The 21,011-nt window shown below is 68.1% G+C and carries 18 protein-coding genes; 8 read left to right on the forward strand and 10 right to left on the reverse strand.

The features are described 5' to 3' along the window. Nucleotides 1-58 precede the first annotated feature (58 nt). Complete coding sequence (locus tag K6I33_RS02100; RefSeq protein ID WP_126916400.1) at nucleotides 59-835, reverse strand: amino acid ABC transporter ATP-binding protein; 777 nt, start codon at nucleotides 833-835, stop codon at nucleotides 59-61. Nucleotides 836-1,092: 257 nt separating this feature from the next. On the opposite strand from K6I33_RS02100, the gene K6I33_RS02105 reads away from it, so the two are divergent. Further along, on the forward strand, nucleotides 1,093-1,803 hold the full coding sequence (locus K6I33_RS02105) for a response regulator transcription factor (protein WP_229347921.1): 711 nt from the start codon (nucleotides 1,093-1,095) through the stop codon (nucleotides 1,801-1,803). A 12-nt stretch (nucleotides 1,804-1,815) separates the two neighbouring features. After that, nucleotides 1,816-3,222 (forward strand): HAMP domain-containing sensor histidine kinase, encoded by a 1,407-nt coding sequence (locus tag K6I33_RS02110; protein ID WP_229347922.1) that lies wholly within the window; start codon nucleotides 1,816-1,818, stop codon nucleotides 3,220-3,222. Between the two features lie 60 nt (nucleotides 3,223-3,282). Here K6I33_RS02110 and K6I33_RS02115 read toward each other — a convergent pair whose 3' ends face one another. After that, nucleotides 3,283-4,281 carry a TAXI family TRAP transporter solute-binding subunit gene (locus K6I33_RS02115; RefSeq protein ID WP_229347923.1) on the reverse strand — a complete coding sequence of 333 codons (999 nt, stop codon included), beginning with the start codon at nucleotides 4,279-4,281 and terminating at the stop codon, nucleotides 3,283-3,285. 283 nt (nucleotides 4,282-4,564) lie between these two features. Here K6I33_RS02115 and K6I33_RS02120 point away from each other — a divergent pair, with 283 nt between their 5' ends. Together K6I33_RS02120 and K6I33_RS02125 are read left to right on the forward strand one after the other, a co-directional pair. Then, nucleotides 4,565-4,810, forward strand: a complete 246-nt coding sequence (locus K6I33_RS02120; RefSeq protein WP_229347924.1) for a hypothetical protein — start codon at nucleotides 4,565-4,567, stop codon at nucleotides 4,808-4,810. A gap of 199 nt (nucleotides 4,811-5,009) precedes the next feature. Beyond that, nucleotides 5,010-5,237, forward strand: coding sequence for a DUF3761 domain-containing protein (locus K6I33_RS02125; RefSeq protein WP_229347925.1), 228 nt, complete (start codon nucleotides 5,010-5,012; stop codon nucleotides 5,235-5,237). A 269-nt stretch (nucleotides 5,238-5,506) separates the two neighbouring features. On the opposite strand, the gene K6I33_RS02130 is transcribed toward K6I33_RS02125, so the two are convergent. Beyond that, nucleotides 5,507-5,740, reverse strand: a complete 234-nt coding sequence (locus K6I33_RS02130) for a hypothetical protein (protein WP_229347926.1) — start codon at nucleotides 5,738-5,740, stop codon at nucleotides 5,507-5,509. Between the two features lie 319 nt (nucleotides 5,741-6,059). Between K6I33_RS02130 and K6I33_RS02135 the strand changes: the two genes are divergently transcribed. Continuing rightward, nucleotides 6,060-6,338: a winged helix-turn-helix domain-containing protein gene (locus K6I33_RS02135; RefSeq protein WP_229347927.1), complete on the forward strand. Its 279-nt coding sequence runs from the start codon at nucleotides 6,060-6,062 to the stop codon at nucleotides 6,336-6,338. An 820-nt stretch (nucleotides 6,339-7,158) separates the two neighbouring features. Here the strand turns inward: K6I33_RS02135 and K6I33_RS35920 are convergent. From K6I33_RS35920 to K6I33_RS02145, 4 genes are all read right to left on the reverse strand, one after another. Then, nucleotides 7,159-7,287, reverse strand: a complete 129-nt coding sequence (locus K6I33_RS35920; protein ID WP_275126611.1) for a hypothetical protein — start codon at nucleotides 7,285-7,287, stop codon at nucleotides 7,159-7,161. A 393-nt stretch (nucleotides 7,288-7,680) separates the two neighbouring features. Then, the gene (locus K6I33_RS35925; RefSeq protein ID WP_275126612.1) at nucleotides 7,681-7,809 is read right to left on the reverse strand and encodes a hypothetical protein; all 129 of its coding nucleotides are present in this window, start codon (nucleotides 7,807-7,809) and stop codon (nucleotides 7,681-7,683) included. Nucleotides 7,810-8,510: 701 nt separating this feature from the next. Next, entirely contained in the window at nucleotides 8,511-9,128 is a 618-nt protein-coding gene (locus K6I33_RS02140; protein WP_229347928.1) for a hypothetical protein, read from the reverse strand. Nucleotides 9,129-9,295: 167 nt separating this feature from the next. Further along, nucleotides 9,296-10,534: a helix-turn-helix domain-containing protein gene (locus K6I33_RS02145; RefSeq protein ID WP_229347929.1), complete on the reverse strand. Its 1,239-nt coding sequence runs from the start codon at nucleotides 10,532-10,534 to the stop codon at nucleotides 9,296-9,298. A gap of 858 nt (nucleotides 10,535-11,392) precedes the next feature. On the opposite strand from K6I33_RS02145, the gene K6I33_RS02150 reads away from it, so the two are divergent. The 3 genes from K6I33_RS02150 (at nucleotide 11,393) to K6I33_RS02160 (ending at nucleotide 18,853) form a co-directional block, all read left to right on the forward strand. Beyond that, the gene (locus tag K6I33_RS02150) at nucleotides 11,393-11,641 is read left to right on the forward strand and encodes a hypothetical protein (protein WP_229347930.1); all 249 of its coding nucleotides are present in this window, start codon (nucleotides 11,393-11,395) and stop codon (nucleotides 11,639-11,641) included. Between the two features lie 39 nt (nucleotides 11,642-11,680). Then, nucleotides 11,681-17,422 (forward strand): DUF6197 family protein, encoded by a 5,742-nt coding sequence (locus K6I33_RS02155; protein WP_229347931.1) that lies wholly within the window; start codon nucleotides 11,681-11,683, stop codon nucleotides 17,420-17,422. A gap of 66 nt (nucleotides 17,423-17,488) precedes the next feature. Beyond that, the gene (locus tag K6I33_RS02160; protein ID WP_229347932.1) at nucleotides 17,489-18,853 is read left to right on the forward strand and encodes a DUF3987 domain-containing protein; all 1,365 of its coding nucleotides are present in this window, start codon (nucleotides 17,489-17,491) and stop codon (nucleotides 18,851-18,853) included. 403 nt (nucleotides 18,854-19,256) lie between these two features. Here K6I33_RS02160 and K6I33_RS02165 read toward each other — a convergent pair whose 3' ends face one another. The 3 genes from K6I33_RS02165 to K6I33_RS02175 all read right to left on the reverse strand — a co-directional run bounded on the left by K6I33_RS02165 (nucleotide 19,257) and on the right by K6I33_RS02175 (nucleotide 21,011). Beyond that, the gene (locus K6I33_RS02165; protein ID WP_229347933.1) at nucleotides 19,257-20,099 is read right to left on the reverse strand and encodes a peptidoglycan-binding protein; all 843 of its coding nucleotides are present in this window, start codon (nucleotides 20,097-20,099) and stop codon (nucleotides 19,257-19,259) included. Between the two features lie 66 nt (nucleotides 20,100-20,165). Beyond that, a complete protein-coding gene (locus tag K6I33_RS02170; protein WP_229347934.1) occupies nucleotides 20,166-20,387 on the reverse strand; it encodes a hypothetical protein in 222 nt (73 codons plus the stop codon). 69 nt (nucleotides 20,388-20,456) lie between these two features. Then, a complete protein-coding gene (locus K6I33_RS02175; protein WP_229347935.1) occupies nucleotides 20,457-21,011 on the reverse strand; it encodes a hypothetical protein in 555 nt (184 codons plus the stop codon).

Here is a 21,011-nt window from a genome sequence, read left to right on the forward strand (position 1 = left end):
GTGTGAAGCGGCGGGGAAGGCTGGGAAGGGGGATGCGGGCAGGAGCGCGGTGGCGCGCTCAGTGGTGGAGGATCTTCGACAGGAAGTCCTTGGCCCGGTCGCTGCGCGGGTTGCTGAAGAACTGGTCCGGCCGCGCCTCCTCGACGATGCGGCCGTCCGCCATGAAGACCACGCGGTTCGCGGCGGAGCGGGCGAAGCCCATCTCGTGGGTGACGACGACCATGGTCATGCCGTCCCGGGCGAGCTGCTGCATGACCTCCAGCACCTCGTTGATCATCTCCGGGTCCAGGGCCGAGGTCGGCTCGTCGAAGAGCATCACCTTCGGGTCCATGGCCAGCGCCCGGGCGATCGCCACACGCTGCTGCTGGCCACCGGAGAGCTGGGCGGGGTACTTCTCCGCCTGGGCGCCCACGCCCACCCGGTCGAGCAGGGAACGGGCCGTGGCCTCGGCCGACTTCCGGTCCTTCCTGCGGACCTTCACCTGCCCCAGGGTCACGTTCTCCAGCACGGTCTTGTGGGCGAAGAGATTGAACGACTGGAAGACCATGCCCACGTCGGCGCGCAGCCGCGCCAGCTCTCTGCCCTCCTGGGGCAGGGGCTTCCCGTCGATGGTGATGGAGCCGGAGTCCGTCGTCTCCAGCCGGTTGATCGTGCGGCACAGGGTCGACTTGCCCGAACCCGACGGCCCGATGACGACCACGACTTCGCCGCGGGCGATGGTCAGGTCGATGTCCTGGAGCACGTGCAGCGCGCCGAAATGCTTGTTGACCTTGTCCAGGACGACCAGGGCGTCCGCGGCGGGCGCCACGTCCTTGGTCACCGATATCTCGTTCATCGGCGCTCCTCGCTCCGTCCTCCTCGGTTGGGGAGGACCCTAATGAGCGGGGAAGACCAGCGTCATTACATCTGAGCTGAAATTGAGCATAACGATCCGGACTCAAGTGGACACACAGCGTCAGTCAGCCGGAAGTCATCGGTCCGGTGTACCGGCTGGATAACGGATGCCCTCGCGCGGGCAGGAACCCCTTGACGTACCGGGAGCGCATCGGCGTGGATGCGGTGATACCGCACCGAGCCGCGCGGAGGGGGACGATGAGACTGCTGCTCGTGGAGGACGACGACCACGTCGCCGCGGCCCTGTCCGCCGTCCTGGCCCGGCACGGCTTCGACGTCACCCACGCCCGGAGCGGCGAGGAGGCCCTCCGGGCCCTGCTCCCGGACGAACGGTCGCCCTTCGGCGTCGTCCTGCTCGACCTCGGACTGCCCGACCAGGACGGCTTCGAGGTCTGCGGCGGGATCCGCAAGCGCACCACCACGCCCGTCATCATGGTGACCGCCCGCGCCGACACCCGCTCGAAGATCCACGGCCTGAACCTCGGCGCCGACGACTACGTGGTCAAGCCCTACGACACCGGCGAACTGCTCGCCCGTATCCACGCCGTCGCCCGGCGCATCCCCCACCAGGAGAGCGCACCGGGCCAGTCGCGCGCCCCCGAGGGCGACCCGAGCGTCCTCAGCCTGGGCGCCCTGACCGTCGAGCTCCCCAACCGCCGTGTCTGCGTGGACGGCTCGGCCGTCGCCCTCACCCGCAAGGAGTTCGACCTGCTGGCGCTGCTCGCCCAGCGCCCGGGGGTGGTCTTCCGCAGGGAACAGATCATCAGCGAGGTGTGGCGCACCAGCTGGGAAGGGACCGGACGCACCCTGGAGGTGCACATCGCCTCGCTGCGCGCCAAGTTGCGGATGCCCGCCCTCATCGAGACCGTACGGGGCGTCGGCTACAAGATCGTCGTCCCGGTCCGGTAGTCGCGGCATCCCGTGCGTGCCCGACTCCTCCCCCTGCTCATCGTGCTGATGGCGGGCATCCTGATGACCCTCGGCCTTCCGCTGGCCGCCGGCACGGCCGCCGTGCGCCAGCAGCGGGTCGTCGTCGACCGCATCGACGACACCGCCCGCTTCGCCGCCCTCGCCCAGTTCGTCGGCTACCGCACCCCCGGGCCGCCCGAGGGCGGCGACAGCGGCGACCGGCAGCTCAGCCTCCAGCACGAACTCGCCCGCTACGAGAAGCTGTACGGCATCCGCGCCGGCGTCTTCTCCCGTGAGGGAAAGCCCCTGACGGTCGCCCCCGCGGGCTGGGTCCTGCCCCGGAGCGGCAAGAGCTGGGCGGCCTTCCAGGACGCGCTGGCCGGGCGCCGCAGCCGTGACCCCGGACAGATCTGGCCCTGGCGCGAGGACCGGCTCACCGTCGCCTCGCCCGTCATCCGCGACAGCGACGTCGTCGCCGTCGTCGTCACGGACTCGCCCACCGGCCGGCTGCGCTCCCTCATCCTGCGCGACTGGCTGCTGATCGCGGCCGGCGAGACGGCGGCGATGCTCGTGGCGGTCGCGGCGGCGTTCCGGCTCACCGGATGGGTGCTCAAGCCCGTACGCACCCTCGACGTCGCCGCCCACGACATCGCCACCGGCCGGATGAAGTCCCGCGTCGTCGCCGACAGCGGCCCCCCGGAACTGCGCAGACTGGCGCGCTCCTTCAACGAGATGGCCGACAACGTCGAGGACGTCCTGGAACAACAGCGCGCCTTCGTCGCCGACGCCTCGCACCAGCTGCGCAACCCGCTCTCCGCCCTGCTGCTGCGCATCGACCTGCTGGCGCTCGACCTGCCCGAGGGGCACGAGGAGGTCTCCTCGGTGCGCGCCGAGGGCAAACGGCTGGCCCGGGTCCTGGACGATCTGCTGGACCTCGCCCTGGCCGAGCACGCCCCCGGCGACACCCAGCTCACCGACATAGCCGAGCTCGTCACCGACCGGGTGGGCGCCTGGTCCCCGGTCGCCGATCGCGAGAAGATCGCCCTCACCTACCGGGGGCCCGCCGCGGCGACCGGCTGGGCCGACCCGGTCGCCCTCTCCAGCGCGCTCGACGCGATCGTGGACAACGCGCTCAAGTTCACGCCCGAGAACGCCCGGGTCGAGGTCACCGTCGCCGTGTCCGGCGACCGGGTCGACATCACGGTGGCCGACGGCGGCCCCGGCCTCACCGAGGAGGAGCTCACCCGCATCGGCGACCGCTTCTGGCGCAGCGGCCGCCACCAGAACGTCTCCGGTTCCGGCCTCGGGCTGTCCATCTCCCGCGCCCTGCTCGCCACCGGCGGGGCCACCCTCTCGTACGAGCCGAACAGGCCGACCGGACTGCGCGCGACGATCGCCGTCCCGCGCCACGGCGGCTGAGCGGACAGCGTGCGGAGTGGACGGCGTGCGGAGCGGACGGCTTCGCGACCGGAAAGATGTTTACGGCTTGGCCGACAGGTAATAGCGGCGCGCTCCGGAGTGGAGCTCCAGGGGGTCGGTGAAGATGGCCGTGCGGAGGTCCACTTTCTGCGCGGCGTTCACCTTGCTGCCGATGTGGTCGCGGCTCTTTATCACCGTGCGGGTGACGCTCTCGGTGAGATCCGCGTCGGTGTTGTCCATGGTGACGAGGAGGTTCGCGATGGCGATCGTCTGGACGACGCCGGGGGCGTTCAGCTCGGGGTAGGCGTCCGTCGGCATCATCGCCGACCGGTAGTAGCGCGTCTGCCGTCCCATCCGGTGGAGGGGCTCGATGAGGTCCCCGAGCTGGACGAGCCGTATCGGCAGCCGCTCTCCCAGGGCCTTGACCGCGCCGGTGGAGAGCCCGCCGGACCAGAAGAACGCGTCGAGCTCGCCCTTCTCCAGCAGCCCCGGCATCCGGTCGATGCCCACCCGCACCGGTGTGATGTCCTTCTCGAAGTCGAGGCGGGCGGCCTGGAGCAGCCGCCGGGTGATCAGCTGCACCCCCGAGCCGTCCGCGCCCACCCCCACCCGCAGCCGCGCGAGGTCCCGGGTGGACTTCACGGGGGAGTCCTTGCGCACCACCAGCTGCATGTAGTCGTCGTAGAGCCGCGCGCACGCCCGCAGCCGTCCGGCACCCGGCTGCTTGCGGTCCCGGTAGGTGGCCACCGCGTCGGCCGTGGCGAAGGTGAAGTCGGCCTTGCCGCTGGTGAGCTGCCGCAGATTGTCGAGGGAGCCCTGGCTGTGCCGCAGCCGCACCTTCAGGGTCGGCAGGTCCCTGGCCAGGTCCTCCTTGAGGACGTCGCCGTACTTCTCGTACACCCCGGTCGGCACCCCCGTCGCGACCGTGATCTCCCCGGCCGGCTCCGGACCCCGGTCGGGCGGCCACAACGACCACAGCAGCAGGGCGAGCACGGCGGCCGCCACCGCGCCCGCCCGCACGGCGCGGCGCCCGCCCGGGCGCGCGAATCGGGGAAGCACGCTCGGATCCTGCCAGTCCGCCGCCGTGCCGACCAGGCCCCGGCGACGAGTGGCGCGGGGCGGTGATCACCGGGCGGAGCGCGGCGTGGGGGAATCGCGTGGGCGCGGTGTCCGAGCGACCACGTACCCTGGTCGATTGAGATGAGTGCGAAGACATACGAGGTGCGCACCTAGACCTCGGCACTTTCACAAACGGCGCCGTCGGCGCTGCCGTAGCGTCTCCGCAGGTCAGGGCCGGTGCGCACACCGAGCAGGGCTGGCCTCAGCGGTTTACTGTCGAAGTGTGGAGTTCCGCATCACGGCGGGGGAGGAGGCCGTCCTCCTCCTGATCGCCAGCCGTTTGGACGCAGGGGACACTCCGACCGTCGAGGAGCTGTCCGCCGCCGTTGGCCGTGACGTCCGCGTGGAGGTCGCCTCACTGAGCCAAAAGGGCTGGATCGGCGTCCGCGGCGACACGGTCCTCGCGCTATCCCCTATGGCCCTCCAGGCCGTGAGGAACCTGCGCTTCGGGTACCGAGGCGAGGTGTAGAAAAGCCCCGCCCTGCCTAAGCCGGGCGGGCAAGCTCTGGGGAGCTCGGATTCGAACGCGCCGTCACAGGTGGTCCCGAATCAAGCTCTGACCGGTGAATCACACCCTGTATGGGCCCCTTCGGTGCAATCGCTTCGGCAGGCTGGCAGCGATCACTACGGGATGGGGGGATTTGATGCTCATGAGGATGCGTGTCGGTATGGCCGCGCTGGTGGCAGCGGGATCGCTGCTGGTGCCGGTCGCTGCGGGCACCACGGCTCAAGCGGCTATCGCGGGGTGTGCCCACCACACCACGGGCACGTGCAAGGCTGGCAGTCACCACCCGGAGGGGGCTACCGCGCAGTGCAAAGACAAGACCTACTCCTACAGCGCCCACTTCCGCGGGACCTGCTCACACCATCGTGGGGTGCGCTACTGGTACAAGTAGGTACTCCTGACCTTTCCAGCGCCCTGCACTGAGGCAGGTACGCCAAAACCCCGCCTGGGGTGACCAGGCGGGGCAGGAATTGCAGGGCGGTGCTACTCAGCGCGGGTTGAGGAGGCTCTGTTGGTCCTCGGGGGACGGTCCGACCGGAACCGTGGGGGCGCAGTCGGGGCAGGCGCTGATCGTGTGCCCGGGGCCGCTTCCGGTGTCACGCCAGCCGACCGTCACAGGGGCCTCAGTGAGCCTGCCGCAGCGGCAGCAGCGTGTGATGCTCATGCGGTCACCGCCACCGCGTCGAAAAGCGACCCCCTGTAACTGTAGGGGTAGTCCCGGCCCTCCCACGCCGCTTCGACGGCCCGACGGCGCTCGCACCGCTGCCGCTCCTCCTCGGCGCGTTCCCGCTCCCACTCGACCAGGTACCTGGGGATCAGGGGGCGTGTGGCGTGCGGGGTGAGATGGCGTGTGAGGTGGTGGGGCGGGATGACCTGCTGTCGGCTGCACTCCACGAAGGGCGGCTGGGCTGACGGGGTCGGTGTCGGCGCGGTGGGGATGCGGGGTCGGGTGTACCTGTGGGCTCCGCGGGCGGGCAGTAGCAGGCGGAGCGCCCATAAGAGGGCGCGGGCGATACGATCGCGCATGAGTCGTTCAGCTCCCAACAAGCTGGTCGGCTAAGCCCCGATAGACCGATTAGGCCCGGTCTGTCGGGGTGTTTCTGTTTCCGGGTGGTGACGCTACGCTTCTTAGCTAGCCTTGTCCATGCTTCATCACCCTTGACCAGTCTTTATTGGTCATGGCTGGTGATGGTTAGTTGTTTAGGCTCTGCACATGACAGACAGAACGGTCGATCACCGAAGCCCGGTGCCCGTCTATCAGCAGATCGCACGGCACATCATTCGGGATATTGAGGCCGGGGTTCACGAGGTCGATCGCCCCATCCCGTCCATGCCTGATCTCAAGAGGGCATACGGGGTCGCAATGGGTACTGTACGGAAGGCTGTGGAGTACCTGGTTGATGAGGGGTACGTCTTCACGGTCCCCAAGCGCGGCACCTACGTCCGCGACCGGTCCAAGACCGCTGGCGACGACCAGGCCAAGCCGGAGTAGCCCGTAGGGTCAGCACGGCCCCCGCTCGCTGCGCCAGGATGGGACGGAGCCCGGTCGGCGGCCTCTGGTGCGAGCGTGGGGCCGGACATGGGCGAGCCCCGAACCTATTGCGGCGCTGATGAATCAGCTGAGTTCGGGCCCTCGGGCCCTTGTGATGTGGCGCGGGTGAGGGAGAGGCAGCGTCGAGACCTTCCCGCACCCGTCGCAGTTGATATTCAGGAGAAGCCCTCTCCCGATCCCTCGCATGACACTGGGCCATGTTTTACGGCCCTGGCACTCAGCGCATGGCGCGCCGGTGTACTGCTCAATGCCCCTATACAGGGCATTGATCTGATTTGTATTCAAATGTTGTCACCTGCTGGATTCCGGGTTCCACTGGTGCGAGTCCAGCGTCCCACGGAACGGGCTCCGTCTGGGCCGGAATTGCAAGAGGCTCACTAACTGCACACGTGTAGCAGTCTCCTGCGGGTAAAGCCCCGCCCGTACGCCCTGGTGAGGGATGCGCGGGCGGGGCATTGTTCAGTCCCGGTGGCTTAGAACCAGGTGAAGCGAGGTGCCTCGGGGGGCAGGGCAGCAGTCCCGTAGCCCCCGCAGGCGTAGCACCAGATCGGGTTTTGCAACCCGTCTGACGTCGTCATCCGGAACCACCTGGAGCCCTTGCACGCACCGCACGGGACGGTGGCCGGATCGATCGTCGGCAACGGCCTGTGACAGATCACGTCCGAACGGGCGCTCACGAAGAACCATTCATTGCATTCCGCAATGGGGAGCCCCAGATCGGCCCACCGTGACGTCTCGGCCGGAACGAGGACGGGCGCCCTCAGCTGCCGGGCCCGTTGCACGTCGGGCAGTTGAGGTCCCCGATCCACCCCGACCCGCCGCAGTCCTTGCAGTTGGGGTCCGTGCGCACCGGGCTGGGTGTTGCGGAGACGTTCCCTATCCATGTCATCCTTCGGTCTCCTTGGAGGCAGGCGCGGAATCAGAGTCCCACGCATCGGATTGTGTTGACGGTGCTTCTTCCGAACTGTGGTGCACTCGTCCGGCCATCTCGTGGCGTGGCCAATGGCCGGGCGGGCGGGGTGCCCCGCTCCGATCACCCGTGCGGGGGCCGCTTGTGGCAGCCGTGACCGGAGCGGGAGCGGTGGTGCTGCCTCGGCCGCTCGCGACTCGGTCGGGGCGATACCCGCCTCTCTGTGATCCCCGTCGGCACTCGGGGGATGGCATCGACAGAGGGGGCGGGGTGGTGTCCGCTCCTCTGCGACTGCGGCCCCCGTGGGAGTGCGGCACGGGTCGGATGGCATCGGCAGAGAGGCGGACGGATGGGGGCATGCAGTGAGTCGTGCTAGTCGGTGGAGACCGCCCCGATCAGGTCGGTGGCCTCGTTCTCGTTCTGGTCGGTGGACGGGGCGTCCGTCTCGGTGACGGTCTCCGTGGCGGTCTCTTCGGGTTCGGTCTCGTCGGCCGCGGGCATGCGACGTCTCCTTTTATTCGTGTTGGCTCCGGCCCGGGTGAGCTCGGAGTACTCGCCTTTCACGGGGCGAGCGGCCGGCGGGGGCCGGGCCGCCACGTTCAAGGACTTGCTACCGAGGGCCTGATAGGTGGCGTATCGCTGTACTCCGCAGCGGCAGGTGGCGACGCCGCGATCGGTCAGCCATGCCGTCGACGGGTGAGAACAGGGGATCGGCCTGTGGAGGAGGCGGTGCCCCGCGCCCGCCGGGCGCCATTCGACGCAGGGGGACACGGCCGGGATGTCCGGCGGGCGTGGGCGACTACTGGGGGCGGGCTGGTCGAGCGAGTACGCGGTCAGCTTCACGAGCGGGAGGCCGACGGTGATCTCCAGTCTCTTTTTATCGCGCAAACGCTCCATCGCGTGTTCGTACTGGCGATCGTCGGCCGCCCACGACCGCAGGGCCTGAGCTGGGTCCGGGGTACCGACAGGAAGGCCAAGGCGCAACACCCCCAGGCGCAAGGGATCCCCGGGAGCAGGGTCCAGCCGGTCAGCGAGGAGGATCGCGTGCCATCGAAGCCAGCGGACGGCGAGGCGCGGTGTGGTGGTCGGCTCCCCAGCGAGGCTGGTGATGCTCTCGCTGCCGATAGCGGCGATCAGCTCGCACCAGAACCGGTATTCGAGCCTCGGGATACTGGAACGTCCGGGACTACTGGGCTTCGTAATCACCGGAGCCCCCGGTGGCGCGTACGCCAGCTCCTGTCCGCCACGCTGGCCTGAATCTCGATGTCCAGGGATACCGGACCGACATCCGCAGCCTTCACCTTCCACTGCGTGCCAGCCGCAGGCGTCCTCAGTTCGTACTGGAACCCGTCCCAGTCCACTACGACGCCGATGCAGTTACGACGGGAGTCTCGAACAACCTCATCGACCTTGAACAAGGACTCTTCGATCGAGCCACCGGCGGGGACCAGGTAATGGGCGAAGGCGTCGCGTTTTTTCAGCCAGTCGCGCAGGACGATCTTCGCGGCGGGGCGGTAAGCGATCTCGGACTCGTCGGGCGCGATAAGACCTGCGACCTGATAGTTCGTGATGAGCCGTTTGACCTTCGGCCACGACTTCCGGTCCGTACGCGTGGTGGTGACGCTGACGGTGTCGTGGAGCTCGGCGTGCACAACCCAGTCACGAGCTTCAGCCTGCTCGTGCAGGGCCTTCATCGTGGCGTCGAGGTGGAGGTCGGAGGGGGCGCAGGTGTAGAGAACCACCGTCACCCGCTCGCCCCAGCCCGTGGAGGCTGTGGCCAAGGCTCGGCGGCGGTTGATGTCGCTCGGCGTACGGGTCATACGCGTAACCGTCCCGCTACCGAGCCCAGTGGTACAGAAACGCAGCGGACGACTCTGGGAACTTGTCTCTCATGAACTCGTATGCGACGGACGACAGTTGAAGCACGAACGCCAAGCGGTCGTCCGTCACATACCAGTGGAGCCGTTTGGAGACTCGGGTGGTGAGTTCAGAGGGCTGACCTTGCGGTCGCCGGCGGGAATCCGTGCGTCACGCTGGAGCGCATTCCGATGAGTTCCGTGACTCGCCGCAGGCGGGCAGTAGAGGCCTGTCCGACCTTGGCGACGATCACACTCGGGAGAGCCTGGTGGCGAGCCCACTGGGGCGCGCCCGTGAGCGTTGCCTCCAGCGTATCGAGGGAGGCATCCCAGAGGTTCGCGTCGGCCTGAGCCATCGCCTTGTCCATCGCGTACCGGTTCTGGGCTGCTTCGGTTAGCTGTGATACGTCCCTGATCCCCTTGATCAACTTCAGGGCCTTCCCAGTCTGCCCCAACGCCACGTTGATCCCGACTGCCTGAGTAGAGGCTGTGACAGGTCCGAAAAGGGTGCCGTACGCCTTGTGCTCGGAGACCATCCGAGCCCCCGTGGCGTGCGACTGCGACAGGTAGTCCGCGGTGCGTTCCTTGTCCTTGAGGCGGCTGGCAACAACCGCAGCGAAGTTGATGTGACTCCCGTACACGGTGAGCTGTTCAGGGGTGGCTTTGGAGAACCTGGGCTCGGTGTCGGTCGCGGCCTTTTCGGCGAGCTGGAGCGCTGCCGGGAGTCGGGCGTCCCGAAGGTAGATCCACGAGCGCCCCGAGGTCACGATGGCCGGCTGGAGCTCATCGGCGCAGCGCTCGGCCGCGAACTGGGCGTGCCCGATGGCCGCATAGGCGAGATCACGGGCCCCCATGAGGTTGGACACGTACGCAGACAGGCGGTAGGCATCGGCCAGGAGCCCCCAAGCCTCGTCCACGCTACCGGCGGGCTGGTTGTGCCGATGCATGGCGGCCTGCTGAAGGAGCGGGGCGGCCAGGGCGCCAGCGTCGACATAGTGCCCCTTCCAGTACAGCGCCCAGCACCTGTTGATGGCCGCTCGGATGCCCGCAGCTCCGTCGGCTTCCTCAAGGTGATCGGGCAGGAGGCCCGCGGCCGTGTCGTGCACGACCTGCGACAAGGTTCGCACCATCGTTCGGTCAGCTTGCTCCATGGCCCGACGCGGTGCCTGCTGCCCGAGGACCACTGACGTGTCGACGCCTAGCGCGTCCGCGATCAACATGAGCGTGTTGAGCGTCAAGGCCTTGTCCTGCTCGGCCTTCTGGACAGTGACGACGGAGAGTCCTGTCATCTCGGCAAGGGCGGACTGAGTGACATCCTTGCCCCGGAGGATCTTGATCCTTTGGCCGGTGGTGTAGTCGCTCCACTGCATGCTCGGCAACTCCGTTCTGGGACATGTCTGTTCTTGAACGGTACCCGTTTACCTTCAGGTCCTGCGGCCGAAGCCGGGGCCGCAATCACTCCGTAAGAAGCGTGCGCTTCCGCCCTGCGTGAGCCGGCTGGCTTCCCGCGGGCTAGGTCGGCCGAGACCCAAGGGACCCACGGCAAGGTCAGATAGTGGACAGCCCTGATAGGCAGCCCCCTCTTTGAAGAGGGGGTTTCTCATTGTCTTGATTAGTTATATAGGACCGCCCCACAAATAACGTAGGTGTGACCCGGGTGGCTTGGTGACACCCACGGGCCGATCTGTGGCCGAGGTCACCAACCAGTGGCCGTTTTGCAGCCCTCAGTCGACTCGCCGGCCCAGGACCCCCGGCGAAACCGCCGCAAACTTCCCCGCCTCAAGCGGTATTCACGCCCATGCCGACATGAAAAGCCCTCAGGAATTGCCGGAATGGGGAATCTTCATACCCGTACACGGTCGGAAAGAGGCACCCCCGGTGGGTCCTTTTCTTTTCTTTCCAAGCATTACCCCCGGGTCCCAAAAGGGCCTCTGACCTGCGGAAACACAGCTTTTAGAGGGGTTTGGAGGGGGGTTTGGGATTAGGCTCCAATTCAAAGATTGTGGCGTGGATCACCCTCAATTTCTGGTGCGGGGAATTGTTGGTGATGTAGAAAGGGATCACGGTTTTATTGCTCACCTGATCGGGTGGGCTCAACCGGGCGGCTGGAGAGAACGTGCCGCTAACGAACTAAGACTTATGGCGCTCCCCACGGTGTGGGTCGCAGCGCCTCCGAGAAACGCGTGTGGTGCGGCCTGGGGCCGCTCCTGGATACCTGTGGGGTGGATATGTCGAAGCGTCGTGTTGTGGCCGGTGTGCTGGCCGCTGTGGTGCTGATGGTGGGGACGGGGACGGCGGGGTCCGTGGCGGGTGAGTCGGGCAAGCGGGCGGCGGTTGAGCGCGTGTCGGTGGATGCGTTCAACGAGGGGTTCGACGAGGCCCTGTGCAGGCCGATCCGGGGCAACGACCGCACGGATGGCGGCGGCTGGATCGTGGACGGCGCAGGGAACGTGTGCGGCGAGTACGAGCCCAAGTGACTGCAAGGCCTTGTGGGGACCAGAGAGAGGAGTGGGACGGTGCTGAGTGAGGCGCAGTACAAGATCGTGCAGCGTGCCAGCTGGGGCCTGCTGCGCGTGCAGTACGAGATGGGGTCAAGCGTCGTCCGCTCGTACTCCCGTGAGGTGGACCACCGAATCACCGGGATCAAGGGCGAGCGGCGGGGCGCGGTCCGCAAGGACTCGGTGGAGAAGCTGATTCGGGAGGGTCTGCTCACCCGTGAGGGCACCGGGTTCCACGTGCGGCTGACGGACTCTGGTCGTGCTGCGCTGGCCGCGTACGAGAGCCCGCAGGAGACGATGGCTGAGCCGGATTCGGAGCCGGAGGAGAGCGAGCCCACGGCGACCGAGGACCAGGAGCCGACCCCTGCCCCGGAGGAGCTTTCAGGGTCGGTCACGCTTAAGTGGTCGAAGCAGCCCGGTGGTTGGGGCGTCACGGCGTCTTGGTGTGACATGTTCTTTTGGGTGCTCCAGAAGAAGGGGCGGTTCTACGTGAGCCGTACCAGGGAGCGGCACGACCGGCCCTCTGAGTGGTCACGTCGCGTGAAGGGGCACGGTGACATGCGTACGCGGCAGGACGCGGAAGCCGCGATGATCGCGCACATCCGCAAGCGCCAGACTGCCGAGGCTGAGTACCTGCGGGAGATCGCGGAGGCGGAGAAGCGGAACGCCCCCGTGTGGGTGTCGACGCTGGACAAGGGGCCGTTCAAGGCGCCTCGGCGCATGCGGCCGGAGAAGGTTGTGGCCGAGTGGGGTGACGCGGTGACGTTCGAGGTGATCGAGGAGACCCCGGAGGAGCCGCAGAAGCAGATGGAGCCTGCGCCGGTTGCTCCCTGGCGTGACGCGGTGCCGGGTGAGCCGGTCGACGTCGAGACGTCCGAGGGCACGGTGCAGGTGCGCTACGCGGGATACGACCGCGAGTGCCGTTGGGAGCACTGCGGGTGCGACGACGACGCGTGCTCGTGCCCTCCGCGCCCGGTGATGCTGTGCGACGGGGAGAGCCAGCCGTACGCGTGGGAGGCCTGCCCGGAGTGCATGGCAGGCATGCTCTTGGTGTCGGCGGATGTGATCCTTGCCGCCCTGCCCAGTGCGACGGCGGCCGGTTCCGCAGAGTTGCGTCACCCGCCGTTGGTCGGCCCTCTGCGCATGTCGCTGGTGTGGCAGGTGGAGGAGCTGGAGCCCGGCTATGAGCGGGTGGTCTTCCTGGGGCAGGAGTTCCGTCTCCTCTCCGATGGAGTTGGGCGCTATCAGTTCTTCACGGCGGCGGGGCAACGGCTGTGCGGGCCGTTGGCGTGGGCGCCTCGTGAGACGGCCCTGTCCAACATCGAGTCCTTCGCTTTCGCGGGCGTACCGCGTGAGGCCCTGCGGCTGGTGCGGCTGAATGAGGAGACGCGCGTTCACTGCGTGATGTGTGAGCCCGGGTTCGCCTGGGGCCGGGACAAGTCAGCGAAGGCCGTGGTGGAGATCGCGGGCGCCGGTGAGGTGTTCGTGTGCGATGGCCCGTTCCACCTGGGGATTCTCGGGCTCGTGCCCGACGAGTACACGGACGGGCTTTCCCCCGACGCCGAGCGAGCGGCGTTGGCGCAGTACACGGCCTGGGTCGGTGGCCAAGGCGAGCGTCCGTTGACGGTCGCGGAGCGAGGCGCCCAGCCGAGGCGGAAGGCGGCGCGTGCCGCCAAGCGGAAGAACACAGTGGGTCAGGCGGGCGCACAGGCGATGGAGACGGGGAACAAGCACGTGAAGGCGCCGAAGGTCAGCGACATCACGTTCGACGGCGATAAGGGCCGTGAGCTGGCCGAACTCCTGGGCCACACCTATCGAGTAACCATGTTGGCGGGCACGTACGACGCCGTGCACGTCGCTTCGGGTGAGCGGGTGTGCAGGTATGAGAAGTCCCGCCCGGTCATGAAGCGGGCGATCCTCGCGGACGCGGTGGAGCGTGGCCAGCGGCAGACCGACGGTGTGGTCGTCAAGGTCGCGGCCCCGTCCGTGGTGGTGGAGACGACACGGGAAGAGTCGGTCTCTGAGTACGGGTGGGAGCAGTACGGGCAGCGGTTTGCCGTCGGTGACGTGGTGTGCTCGGGGCACCCGCGTGCGGAGGGGGACACGGGCGTTGTGGTCTCCGTGCGGGAGCGCGGCGACGGCGAGCAGATCGCGGGCGTGCGCTGGGACGGGAGAGCGGTCTCCTACGAGCAGTGGTCGGGAACGCTGGTGTCTGTGCCGGTGACGGTGGTGGAGCGGGCCGAGGGCCCGCAGGCCCTCACGAACGCCCCCGCACCGACAGCGGACCTGACGGATGTGGTGGACGCGGAAATCGTCGAGGAGCAGCCGCAACGGGTGCCGCTGTCGTACGCGGACTTGGAGGGCAAGGCGCTGGGCGACTTCGCCGCGCCCGAGGATTTGGCGGACCTGGAGCGGCTGGCCGGGGTGTGGCCGGTGCGGTGGCTGTTCGAGGGTAAGCGGCGGGCGGTGAACCAGTTCGGAGGCTGTGGGGGGTGGTGCGTCGGCATCCGTGAAATTCTCGGCGCTGATCTCGACATGGTGTGCATCGACCTCAGCGCGGACGCGGTGGCGACGTCGGAGGCAGCGGGATGCAACGCGATTCAGGCGGACGTGACCACGCTGGACCCGGAACACCCCGCCCTGCGCTGGACAGAGTTCCTGATCTCCTCCCCGCCGTGTACCGACTGGACGCCCGCAGGTAAGAGGCTGGGGCACCTCCCGGAGAACCTGGCTGTCCTGGAGGAGGCCATTAACCGCGCTGCCTGGGCCGCAGGGAATTACGAGTGGGGGGAGACCGGGGAGGAGGACGAGGACCACCCCGACTGGGACCCGGAGTTCCCGCCCCACTACGGCCCGCCGTCCGGGGAGACGTGGGACGAGGTCCGCGCGATCACCGACGCCATGACCGCGCCCACGGCCAAGCTGATGCTTGAACCGGTGATCTGGGCGTTGGCTCTGTGGCGCCAAGGGGCGCCCCTGCACACGATCGCCCTGGAGCAGTCCGGAGCCCTGCCGGAAGACGTTCAGGAGGCCCTGTCAACTGAGCTGTACTCGGCCGGGTGGGAGTGCGTGGACTGGGCGGAGGTGGACGCGGCGGACCTCGGTTCCCCGAGTCACCGGCGGCGCAGACTGATGCTCGCCTCTCGTTACTACAACCGTCGTATGCCCGAGTTGCCTGGCCTGACGACCACGGGCGACACGGCGACCGGACTCGACCCGGAAGCGGTCGTGATTACCCGGGGCAACCGCAAGACCTCCGGCGGCAATGGCTTCTCCATGGGCCGCACGGTGCCGGGCATCACATCGAAGATCCGGGGTTGGTACAAGCAGGACGACCCGGAGTTCCGGTTCACCCTCGGGCAGGTCGCCAAGCTTGTCACGCTGCCCGCCGACTACCCGTTCACGGGGAGCCGCACGAGCGCCTGTCAGCAGGCGGCGGACATCGTGGCCCCAGTCGTGAGCGCGGCCGTCATGGGCACACTGCTCGGGGTGCCGTGGCTGCCATCCCTGGAACGGTACTTGGGCGAGCTCTACCCGGACGTCCACGGCACCCCCGCCGCCGAGCCCGTCGACACGGGCGAGGAAGAGCACCAGGACGACGGCCCGACGGTCCGCTACACCCCCAACAGCGTGATGGTGCCGGACACTGCGCCAGAAATTCTCAGGTGGGCCGCCTGCCACATCGAAAACGTCGGCCTGCACCAGGGGCGCGGCCTGTTCAACGGGCCAGGGCGCACGGTGACGTTGGCGTGTCACCCTCGCGGCGCTGTGTCTGTCGCTGCGGGCAGGGGCCGGTTTGCGGCGGGCCGCACTTACGATCACGATGCGATCTGGGCAGCGGAGCGCGAGGCGCTGCGCCTGCTTGCCGAGCACGTCACCGGACAGCCGATGGAGCTGCTCACCGACTCGGCTGCGGTACGGGCGTGTTACTGGCGCCCGGTCGATAAGTGGGGCATGGCCGAGGGGCGTACTGCGGCCGAGGTGGCCGATGTGCTGCGCGCGGTGGCGGCCGGTGCTGCCCCGGCTGCTGACACCGGAGAAATTCCGGCCCAGGCCCCAGCCGGCGACGGGGGCAAGGATTCCTCGCTTGCCGACACGGAGGAATCCGAGGACCCGCGCGCCAAGATGGATCTCCTGCCCGGTGAGGAAATCGTGGGGTATCGGGGCGGCTGGCACGGTGAGTACGAGGTGAAGGTGCCGGGTGGGACCTACACGTACGCCTTGAGGGATCTGGGCGCATCCAAGCGAGGCACTGCGAACAACGGTTGGCGTTACTCCCTGCGCTGCTATACCGACGGCGGCCGGATCGGCACGGACGACGTCAAGCCGTTCAAGGCTGTGCCGTATCCGGCGGACATCATGCCCGCGATCCGCAAGCACGCGGCGAAGCAGCAGAAGGCCAAGGAGCAGACCGTGAGGTCGGGGGAACAGCCGGAGGGGTCGCTCGCGGAGCGCCTGCGTGCCGAGATCGAAGCGCAGCCGAAGCCGGGGCGCATGGCCGCCTTGCTGACCAAGCATTACGGGCCCGACTGGCGCCCCTTGGACACGGGCTACGCCGGGACGGAGGGGCGGGAGTTCGGGGACGCGGACGAGGAGGAGCCGCAGGTGGCTGTGCGCGGCATAGCCCAGGTTTCCTCGGCGGCGCGTGCGGCTGCGTGGCGACTCGCGGCCGGTAAGTCGCGGCCTGACCGGGAGCCCGAGCCCGAAGCCGGCGAGGCCCCACAGGATTTTCTGCTTGCCGACACGACACAAGATCAGGAGAACACGGTGAAGGTTCCGATGAAGGAGACGGTTGGCGGGCGTCTGCGTCAGGTGCGCCCGGCCCGGCAGAAGCTCGCGGCCGTTCGTCAGACGGCGGTCCGGCGTGTTCGGGAGGTGCTGCCTCCGGCTGCTGCACGGGCACGTGAGGCCGGGCAGCGGATCGCTCAGACCGTTCGGGCCCGCCTCGACAAGCCCACCGTCGTCCCCACCTCCTACCGTGCCCCGGTCGGCCTGAATGTCCAGCAGCCCCCCGCGTCCGCGACGGGCGCCACAGTCCCCGCTTCGGTGGAGCCGGTGGAGCCGACGTTCTGTGACGCGCACGTGGCGCGGGACGGGTCGCAGGTCGAGGCCACCACGATGCTGTCGCTCGGCGAGCGGGACTGGGACCTGTGCGACGAACACGCCGAGAAGTTCGCCGGGCTCCTGGTGGAAGCCCTCGGCGAGCCCGGCCACGACAACACCCCGCCGTCGGCGGACGTCCAGGACGACCAACTCGCTCCGGCGACGGACGAGGTTGCCGACGACCAGGAGCACGGTGTAGAGGGCGACGGTGACGACCTGGACGTCCACGAGCAGGCGTCGGTGATGATCTGCGGAGAGGTGCCCGGCTACTCCTGGGACGACGCACGCGACGCCGTGCGCAACGCGGGCTACCGGGTGGCAGGACGGGCCGACGAGACCACCGTCCTGATCATCTGCGGACGGAACGCGGAGAACAACGCCACCAAGCTCCGCGACGCCCGCGAACGCGGGATCCCCTGCATGGATGCCACCCGCCCCGGACGGTTCAAGAACGCTGTTCTCTCTGGGGAGTTCACCGGTGGTGACCGGCTGCCCGAGCCGGTGAAGGCCATCGGCTCCGGTATGAGCGAGCGGGAGAAGAACGACCGTATCCGCGAGTGGGGCAGGAGCCAGGGCTACGAGCTGAAGGACCGGGGGCGCCTCCCGCAGAACGTGAGGGTCGCCTACGACCAAGCCCACGAGCTCCAGGCCGCCTAGCCCACCGTGCGGCCGGTCGCAGGGGCGGCCGGCCGCCGTCAGCCGAAGATTTTTCGAAGGAACGAGATGACAACCCCGATCTTCTACGGGCCGATCGGCCGCGCCGTCCGCGCCGTCGCCCCCTTCGCCGAGACCGACCCGCTCGGCATCTACGTGGCCGCCCTGGCGATGTGGTCGGCCGCCATCGGCGGCACGGTCACCGTGGGCTCCCGAGGCAACGCTCGCCCCGTCCTCCTGTGGTCCGCCCTCGTCGGCAAGTCCAGCCGGGGCAAGGGCACCGCGCGATGGGCTGCTGAACACGTCGTCGGCGAGGCCCTGGGTCGCTTCCTGGAAACACACACCACCTCGGCCCTCAGCTCGGGGGCGAGCCTGGTCAATCACCTGTGGAAGCAGCAGGAAGCCACCGAGGAGACCGAGCGCGGCAGGGACGTGCGGGCCCTGGTGCTGGAAGAGGAATGGTCGGAGGTGCTGAAGCGGGCGAAGCGCGATGCGTCGTACACCACCAAACTCCGGCTCGCCTGGGACGGAGCCACCCTCCGCAATACGACCAAGGACGAGGCACAGGAGGTTAAGAACCCCGCGCTCGTACTGCACGCCCACATCACGCCGTCCGACTGGGCCACCTACGTGGCACTGTCCGACGCGGCCGGAGGCTCGTACAACCGAGTCCTCCCCTTCCTGCTGGGCGCTGTGCCCATGCTCGATGACGATGACGCGCCCCTGCCGCCGGTCGACGGCGACGCCCTGAGCGACGCCTACGCGTGGGCAACCGCGCGCCCCCGCCAGATCACCCTGGCACCCGAGGCCCGGCCGCTGTGGCGGACCGTACGACGCTACGCACGCATCCTCAGCGAGACCCTGCCCGAGGACGAAGCCGTCTTCATCGAACGGACCGCCGAACACACGCTCCGTACGGCGGCTTGCCTGGCTGCCTCCGAATGCTCCGAGACCATCACCAAGGACATGCTGAACGCCGCCTTCACCCTCGTCCGCCGCTCCGTCCAGGACGCTGTCCGTATCGTGCGGAAGGCCGCTGCCCGGAAGGTGGGACGCCAGCCGCGCACCCTTATGGACAAGGTTCGGGCTCGGATCGAAATGCATGGCGGCCGGGCAACGAGTTCCCAGGTCCTCCCGTATGTCGGTGCCACGGCCGAACAGGTCAAATCCCTGCCCGGCATCGTGGTCACCACGGAGCGGCTAGGGAACGGGGGACGCCCGGCCGTCTTCTTCTCCTTCACCGACACACAAGACCAGCGTCCACCGGCCGAGCCCACGCCCGCACGACCGGCCGCACCGGGACCTGCCCCGCAGGCAACCCGCGCGCCCCAGCCTGCGCTTCGCCTCGTCACCCCGGTGCCGAAAACCCCGAGGGCCCGGCCGGCGAGGCCGCAGCCTGCCCGACCGGAAAACCCATTCCTCGCCGTGCTGTAAGAGGCCTGAAACGAAAAAACGGCCCCGCCCATCCAATGGATGGGCGGGGCTCAGTCATTTTTCTCAGATAAGGGGCAAAGGCTATTCGGTACTAATTCTGTCTCTGGTTAGTTAGTTGGCTTTGCTGGTACTCGGAGAGCGCTATTCGAGGCCACCCGGGCCAATTCCTCGAAAGCCTCCATTGTCTTGGCGTTCTCCACCCGCTGTGTGACCTCACCAGCACCCAGGAGCGCAGCAATCAGGGTCAGAACAGCCTCTTGCGGAATGGCGACGTACTGAGCGACAAGGGCCACGGCCGCAGCCGCGATGCTGTACAGCCTTGCCGGGTGCTCGCGGGCGATTTCTATGAGCGGGGAAGCGGCGGCCGGGCCTCGATGGCGGCCCTGCTTCGGTATCGACGCCATTAGGCCGCCCGCCCGAAGTCGCGCTTCAGTCGGGCCAGCTGGAGCGTGCCCGGAATACCGTCCGCATCTGTGCCACCGTCGCCGATCTTGGTCTGGTACTTCCGCATGGACTCGGTGTCCGCAGAAGTCCACACCGGGCCAGGGCCCTCCTTATAAGTAGAGCAGCCTGCGGCGACGAGCATCCGGCCAAGAGCCGTGATGTGGTCGCCCTTCGCTCCCGGACCGTAAGAGAGGCCGTCGATGACGACCTGGCGGTTGGTGCCGGACGGAGTGCTCGGGCGGGAACCGCCGGCCGGGATGTCATCCTCCGAGGCCTCACGGCCGAAGAAAACAACACCATCGCGGCCCTTCCATTCCGGATCAGCTGTGACGATGCCCTCCGGGTAGGCCGGGTATCCGTAGCCGTAGACGTAGCTCGACTTTCGGGGGCGGGCCTTTCGGTAGACGCCGTCACCCTCCGCGCTACCGCTGTCGTTGGTGTTGCCCTCGACCGTGTAAATGGTGTCGTCCGTGTAGCTGGTGACGATGCCGACATGCGTGCCGCCGCCGGATCCGAAGTACACGACGGCTCCGACAGCCGGGTACTCCGAGAATCGGCCCCGGTCCTCAAACCAGGAAACGCCCTCGTAGCAAGAGGCGGTGACCGGCGCGATGTCGCTCGCTCCGGCTTCCTGGAAGACCCAGCTGACGAAGGTGGAGCACCACGGCTGTTCGTCGCTCCATTCCAGGCCGGGGACGGCCGGGCTGTACTTCTGGGAGTTGTCCCAGTGGCCGCCAGAGAATCCCTCCTGATAGCCCACCTCTCCCCGGGCAGTGTCGAGCACCTTCTGTGCAACAGACATACGAACTCCTTTAACTGGGAATGAAAAAGCCCGCACCAGCGGGCATCAAATGGGGGGTTAGTTAGTTCACGCAGTGGTGGGATGAAGGATCCGGGCCGGGTCCAAGGCGGTCAGGAGAGCGATCAGCCGCCCGTTCTCCTGCTCGATCCTCTTCAGCCGCTCCTTGATCTCCGCCAGATCCTCTTGAAGCCGGTCGGCTCGGGCCTTCTGGGCCTCCGCCTCGTCCTTCCACACCTCGGCGGTCTTGGCCTCCTTGGAGGCCTTCACGACGACGTAGCCGCCGATCACGGTCGCCAGGATCCCGACGATTCCGAAGAGATCCAGGATCAGGGTCGATGTAGCGATACGGGTACCTGACTATCTGCTGGTGCCGGGTGCGATGAGCACCGCGGAAAAACGGTTCAGTTGGCCGCTGGCCCGGGAGCCGGCCGACACCTCCCACGCACCCGTGCCCGGTGCGGCCAGGGCCCGGAGGCTGAGCCGGTCGCCCTTGGCGGCGACCACCGGTCCGCGCACGGAGCACGTGAGGTACGTGCCGCCCACGACGATGGGGTGGGTGGAACGGAGCCAGTCCTTCTCGACCTGGCCGGTCTGGGCGACGACGGCGAGGCGGAGGGCGGGCCGCTTGGACGTGTCCTTGGGGGACAGGGCGGTGAAGTCGGCGGTGATGAAGTAGGTGCCGCTCGTCGGCACGGTGAAGGTGTCCGCGGTGGTGGTCCAGCCGCCGGCCGCGTCGATGACGTCCCACTTCAAGGTTTTAAAAACGCCGGTGTCCGGGACACTGGTGATCGTGCTGACGCCCGCTGCGAAGAACCGGGGCGGGCTGGCCAGCTGCCGGTGGACGTCGCGCACGCGGGCGTTCATCGCGGTGGCGTCGGCCAGGCCCCGGGGGGTCCAGGAAGAGAAATCCAC

It is taken from the genome of Streptomyces sp. UNOB3_S3, assembly GCF_020740895.1.
Taxonomy (GTDB): Bacteria; Actinomycetota; Actinomycetes; order Streptomycetales; family Streptomycetaceae; genus Streptomyces.

What these genes read in the sequence shown, in the direction of transcription:
- K6I33_RS35925 (WP_275126612.1), bottom strand. Translation starts at nt 7,809, where the DNA reads ATGCCCGCGGCCGACGAGACCGAACCCGAAGAGACCGCCACGGAGACC.
- K6I33_RS35920 (WP_275126611.1), bottom strand. Translation starts at nt 7,287, where the DNA reads ATGACATGGATAGGGAACGTCTCCGCAACACCCAGCCCGGTGCGCACG.
- K6I33_RS02160 (WP_229347932.1), top strand. Translation starts at nt 17,489, where the DNA reads ATGACAACCCCGATCTTCTACGGGCCGATCGGCCGCGCCGTCCGCGCC.
- K6I33_RS02165 (WP_229347933.1), bottom strand. Translation starts at nt 20,099, where the DNA reads ATGTCTGTTGCACAGAAGGTGCTCGACACTGCCCGGGGAGAGGTGGGC.
- K6I33_RS02135 (WP_229347927.1), top strand. Translation starts at nt 6,060, where the DNA reads ATGACAGACAGAACGGTCGATCACCGAAGCCCGGTGCCCGTCTATCAG.
- K6I33_RS02125 (WP_229347925.1), top strand. Translation starts at nt 5,010, where the DNA reads ATGGCCGCGCTGGTGGCAGCGGGATCGCTGCTGGTGCCGGTCGCTGCG.
- K6I33_RS02100 (WP_126916400.1), bottom strand. Translation starts at nt 835, where the DNA reads ATGAACGAGATATCGGTGACCAAGGACGTGGCGCCCGCCGCGGACGCC.
- K6I33_RS02140 (WP_229347928.1), bottom strand. Translation starts at nt 9,128, where the DNA reads ATGACCCGTACGCCGAGCGACATCAACCGCCGCCGAGCCTTGGCCACA.
- K6I33_RS02150 (WP_229347930.1), top strand. Translation starts at nt 11,393, where the DNA reads ATGTCGAAGCGTCGTGTTGTGGCCGGTGTGCTGGCCGCTGTGGTGCTG.
- K6I33_RS02105 (WP_229347921.1), top strand. Translation starts at nt 1,093, where the DNA reads ATGAGACTGCTGCTCGTGGAGGACGACGACCACGTCGCCGCGGCCCTG.
- K6I33_RS02145 (WP_229347929.1), bottom strand. Translation starts at nt 10,534, where the DNA reads ATGCAGTGGAGCGACTACACCACCGGCCAAAGGATCAAGATCCTCCGG.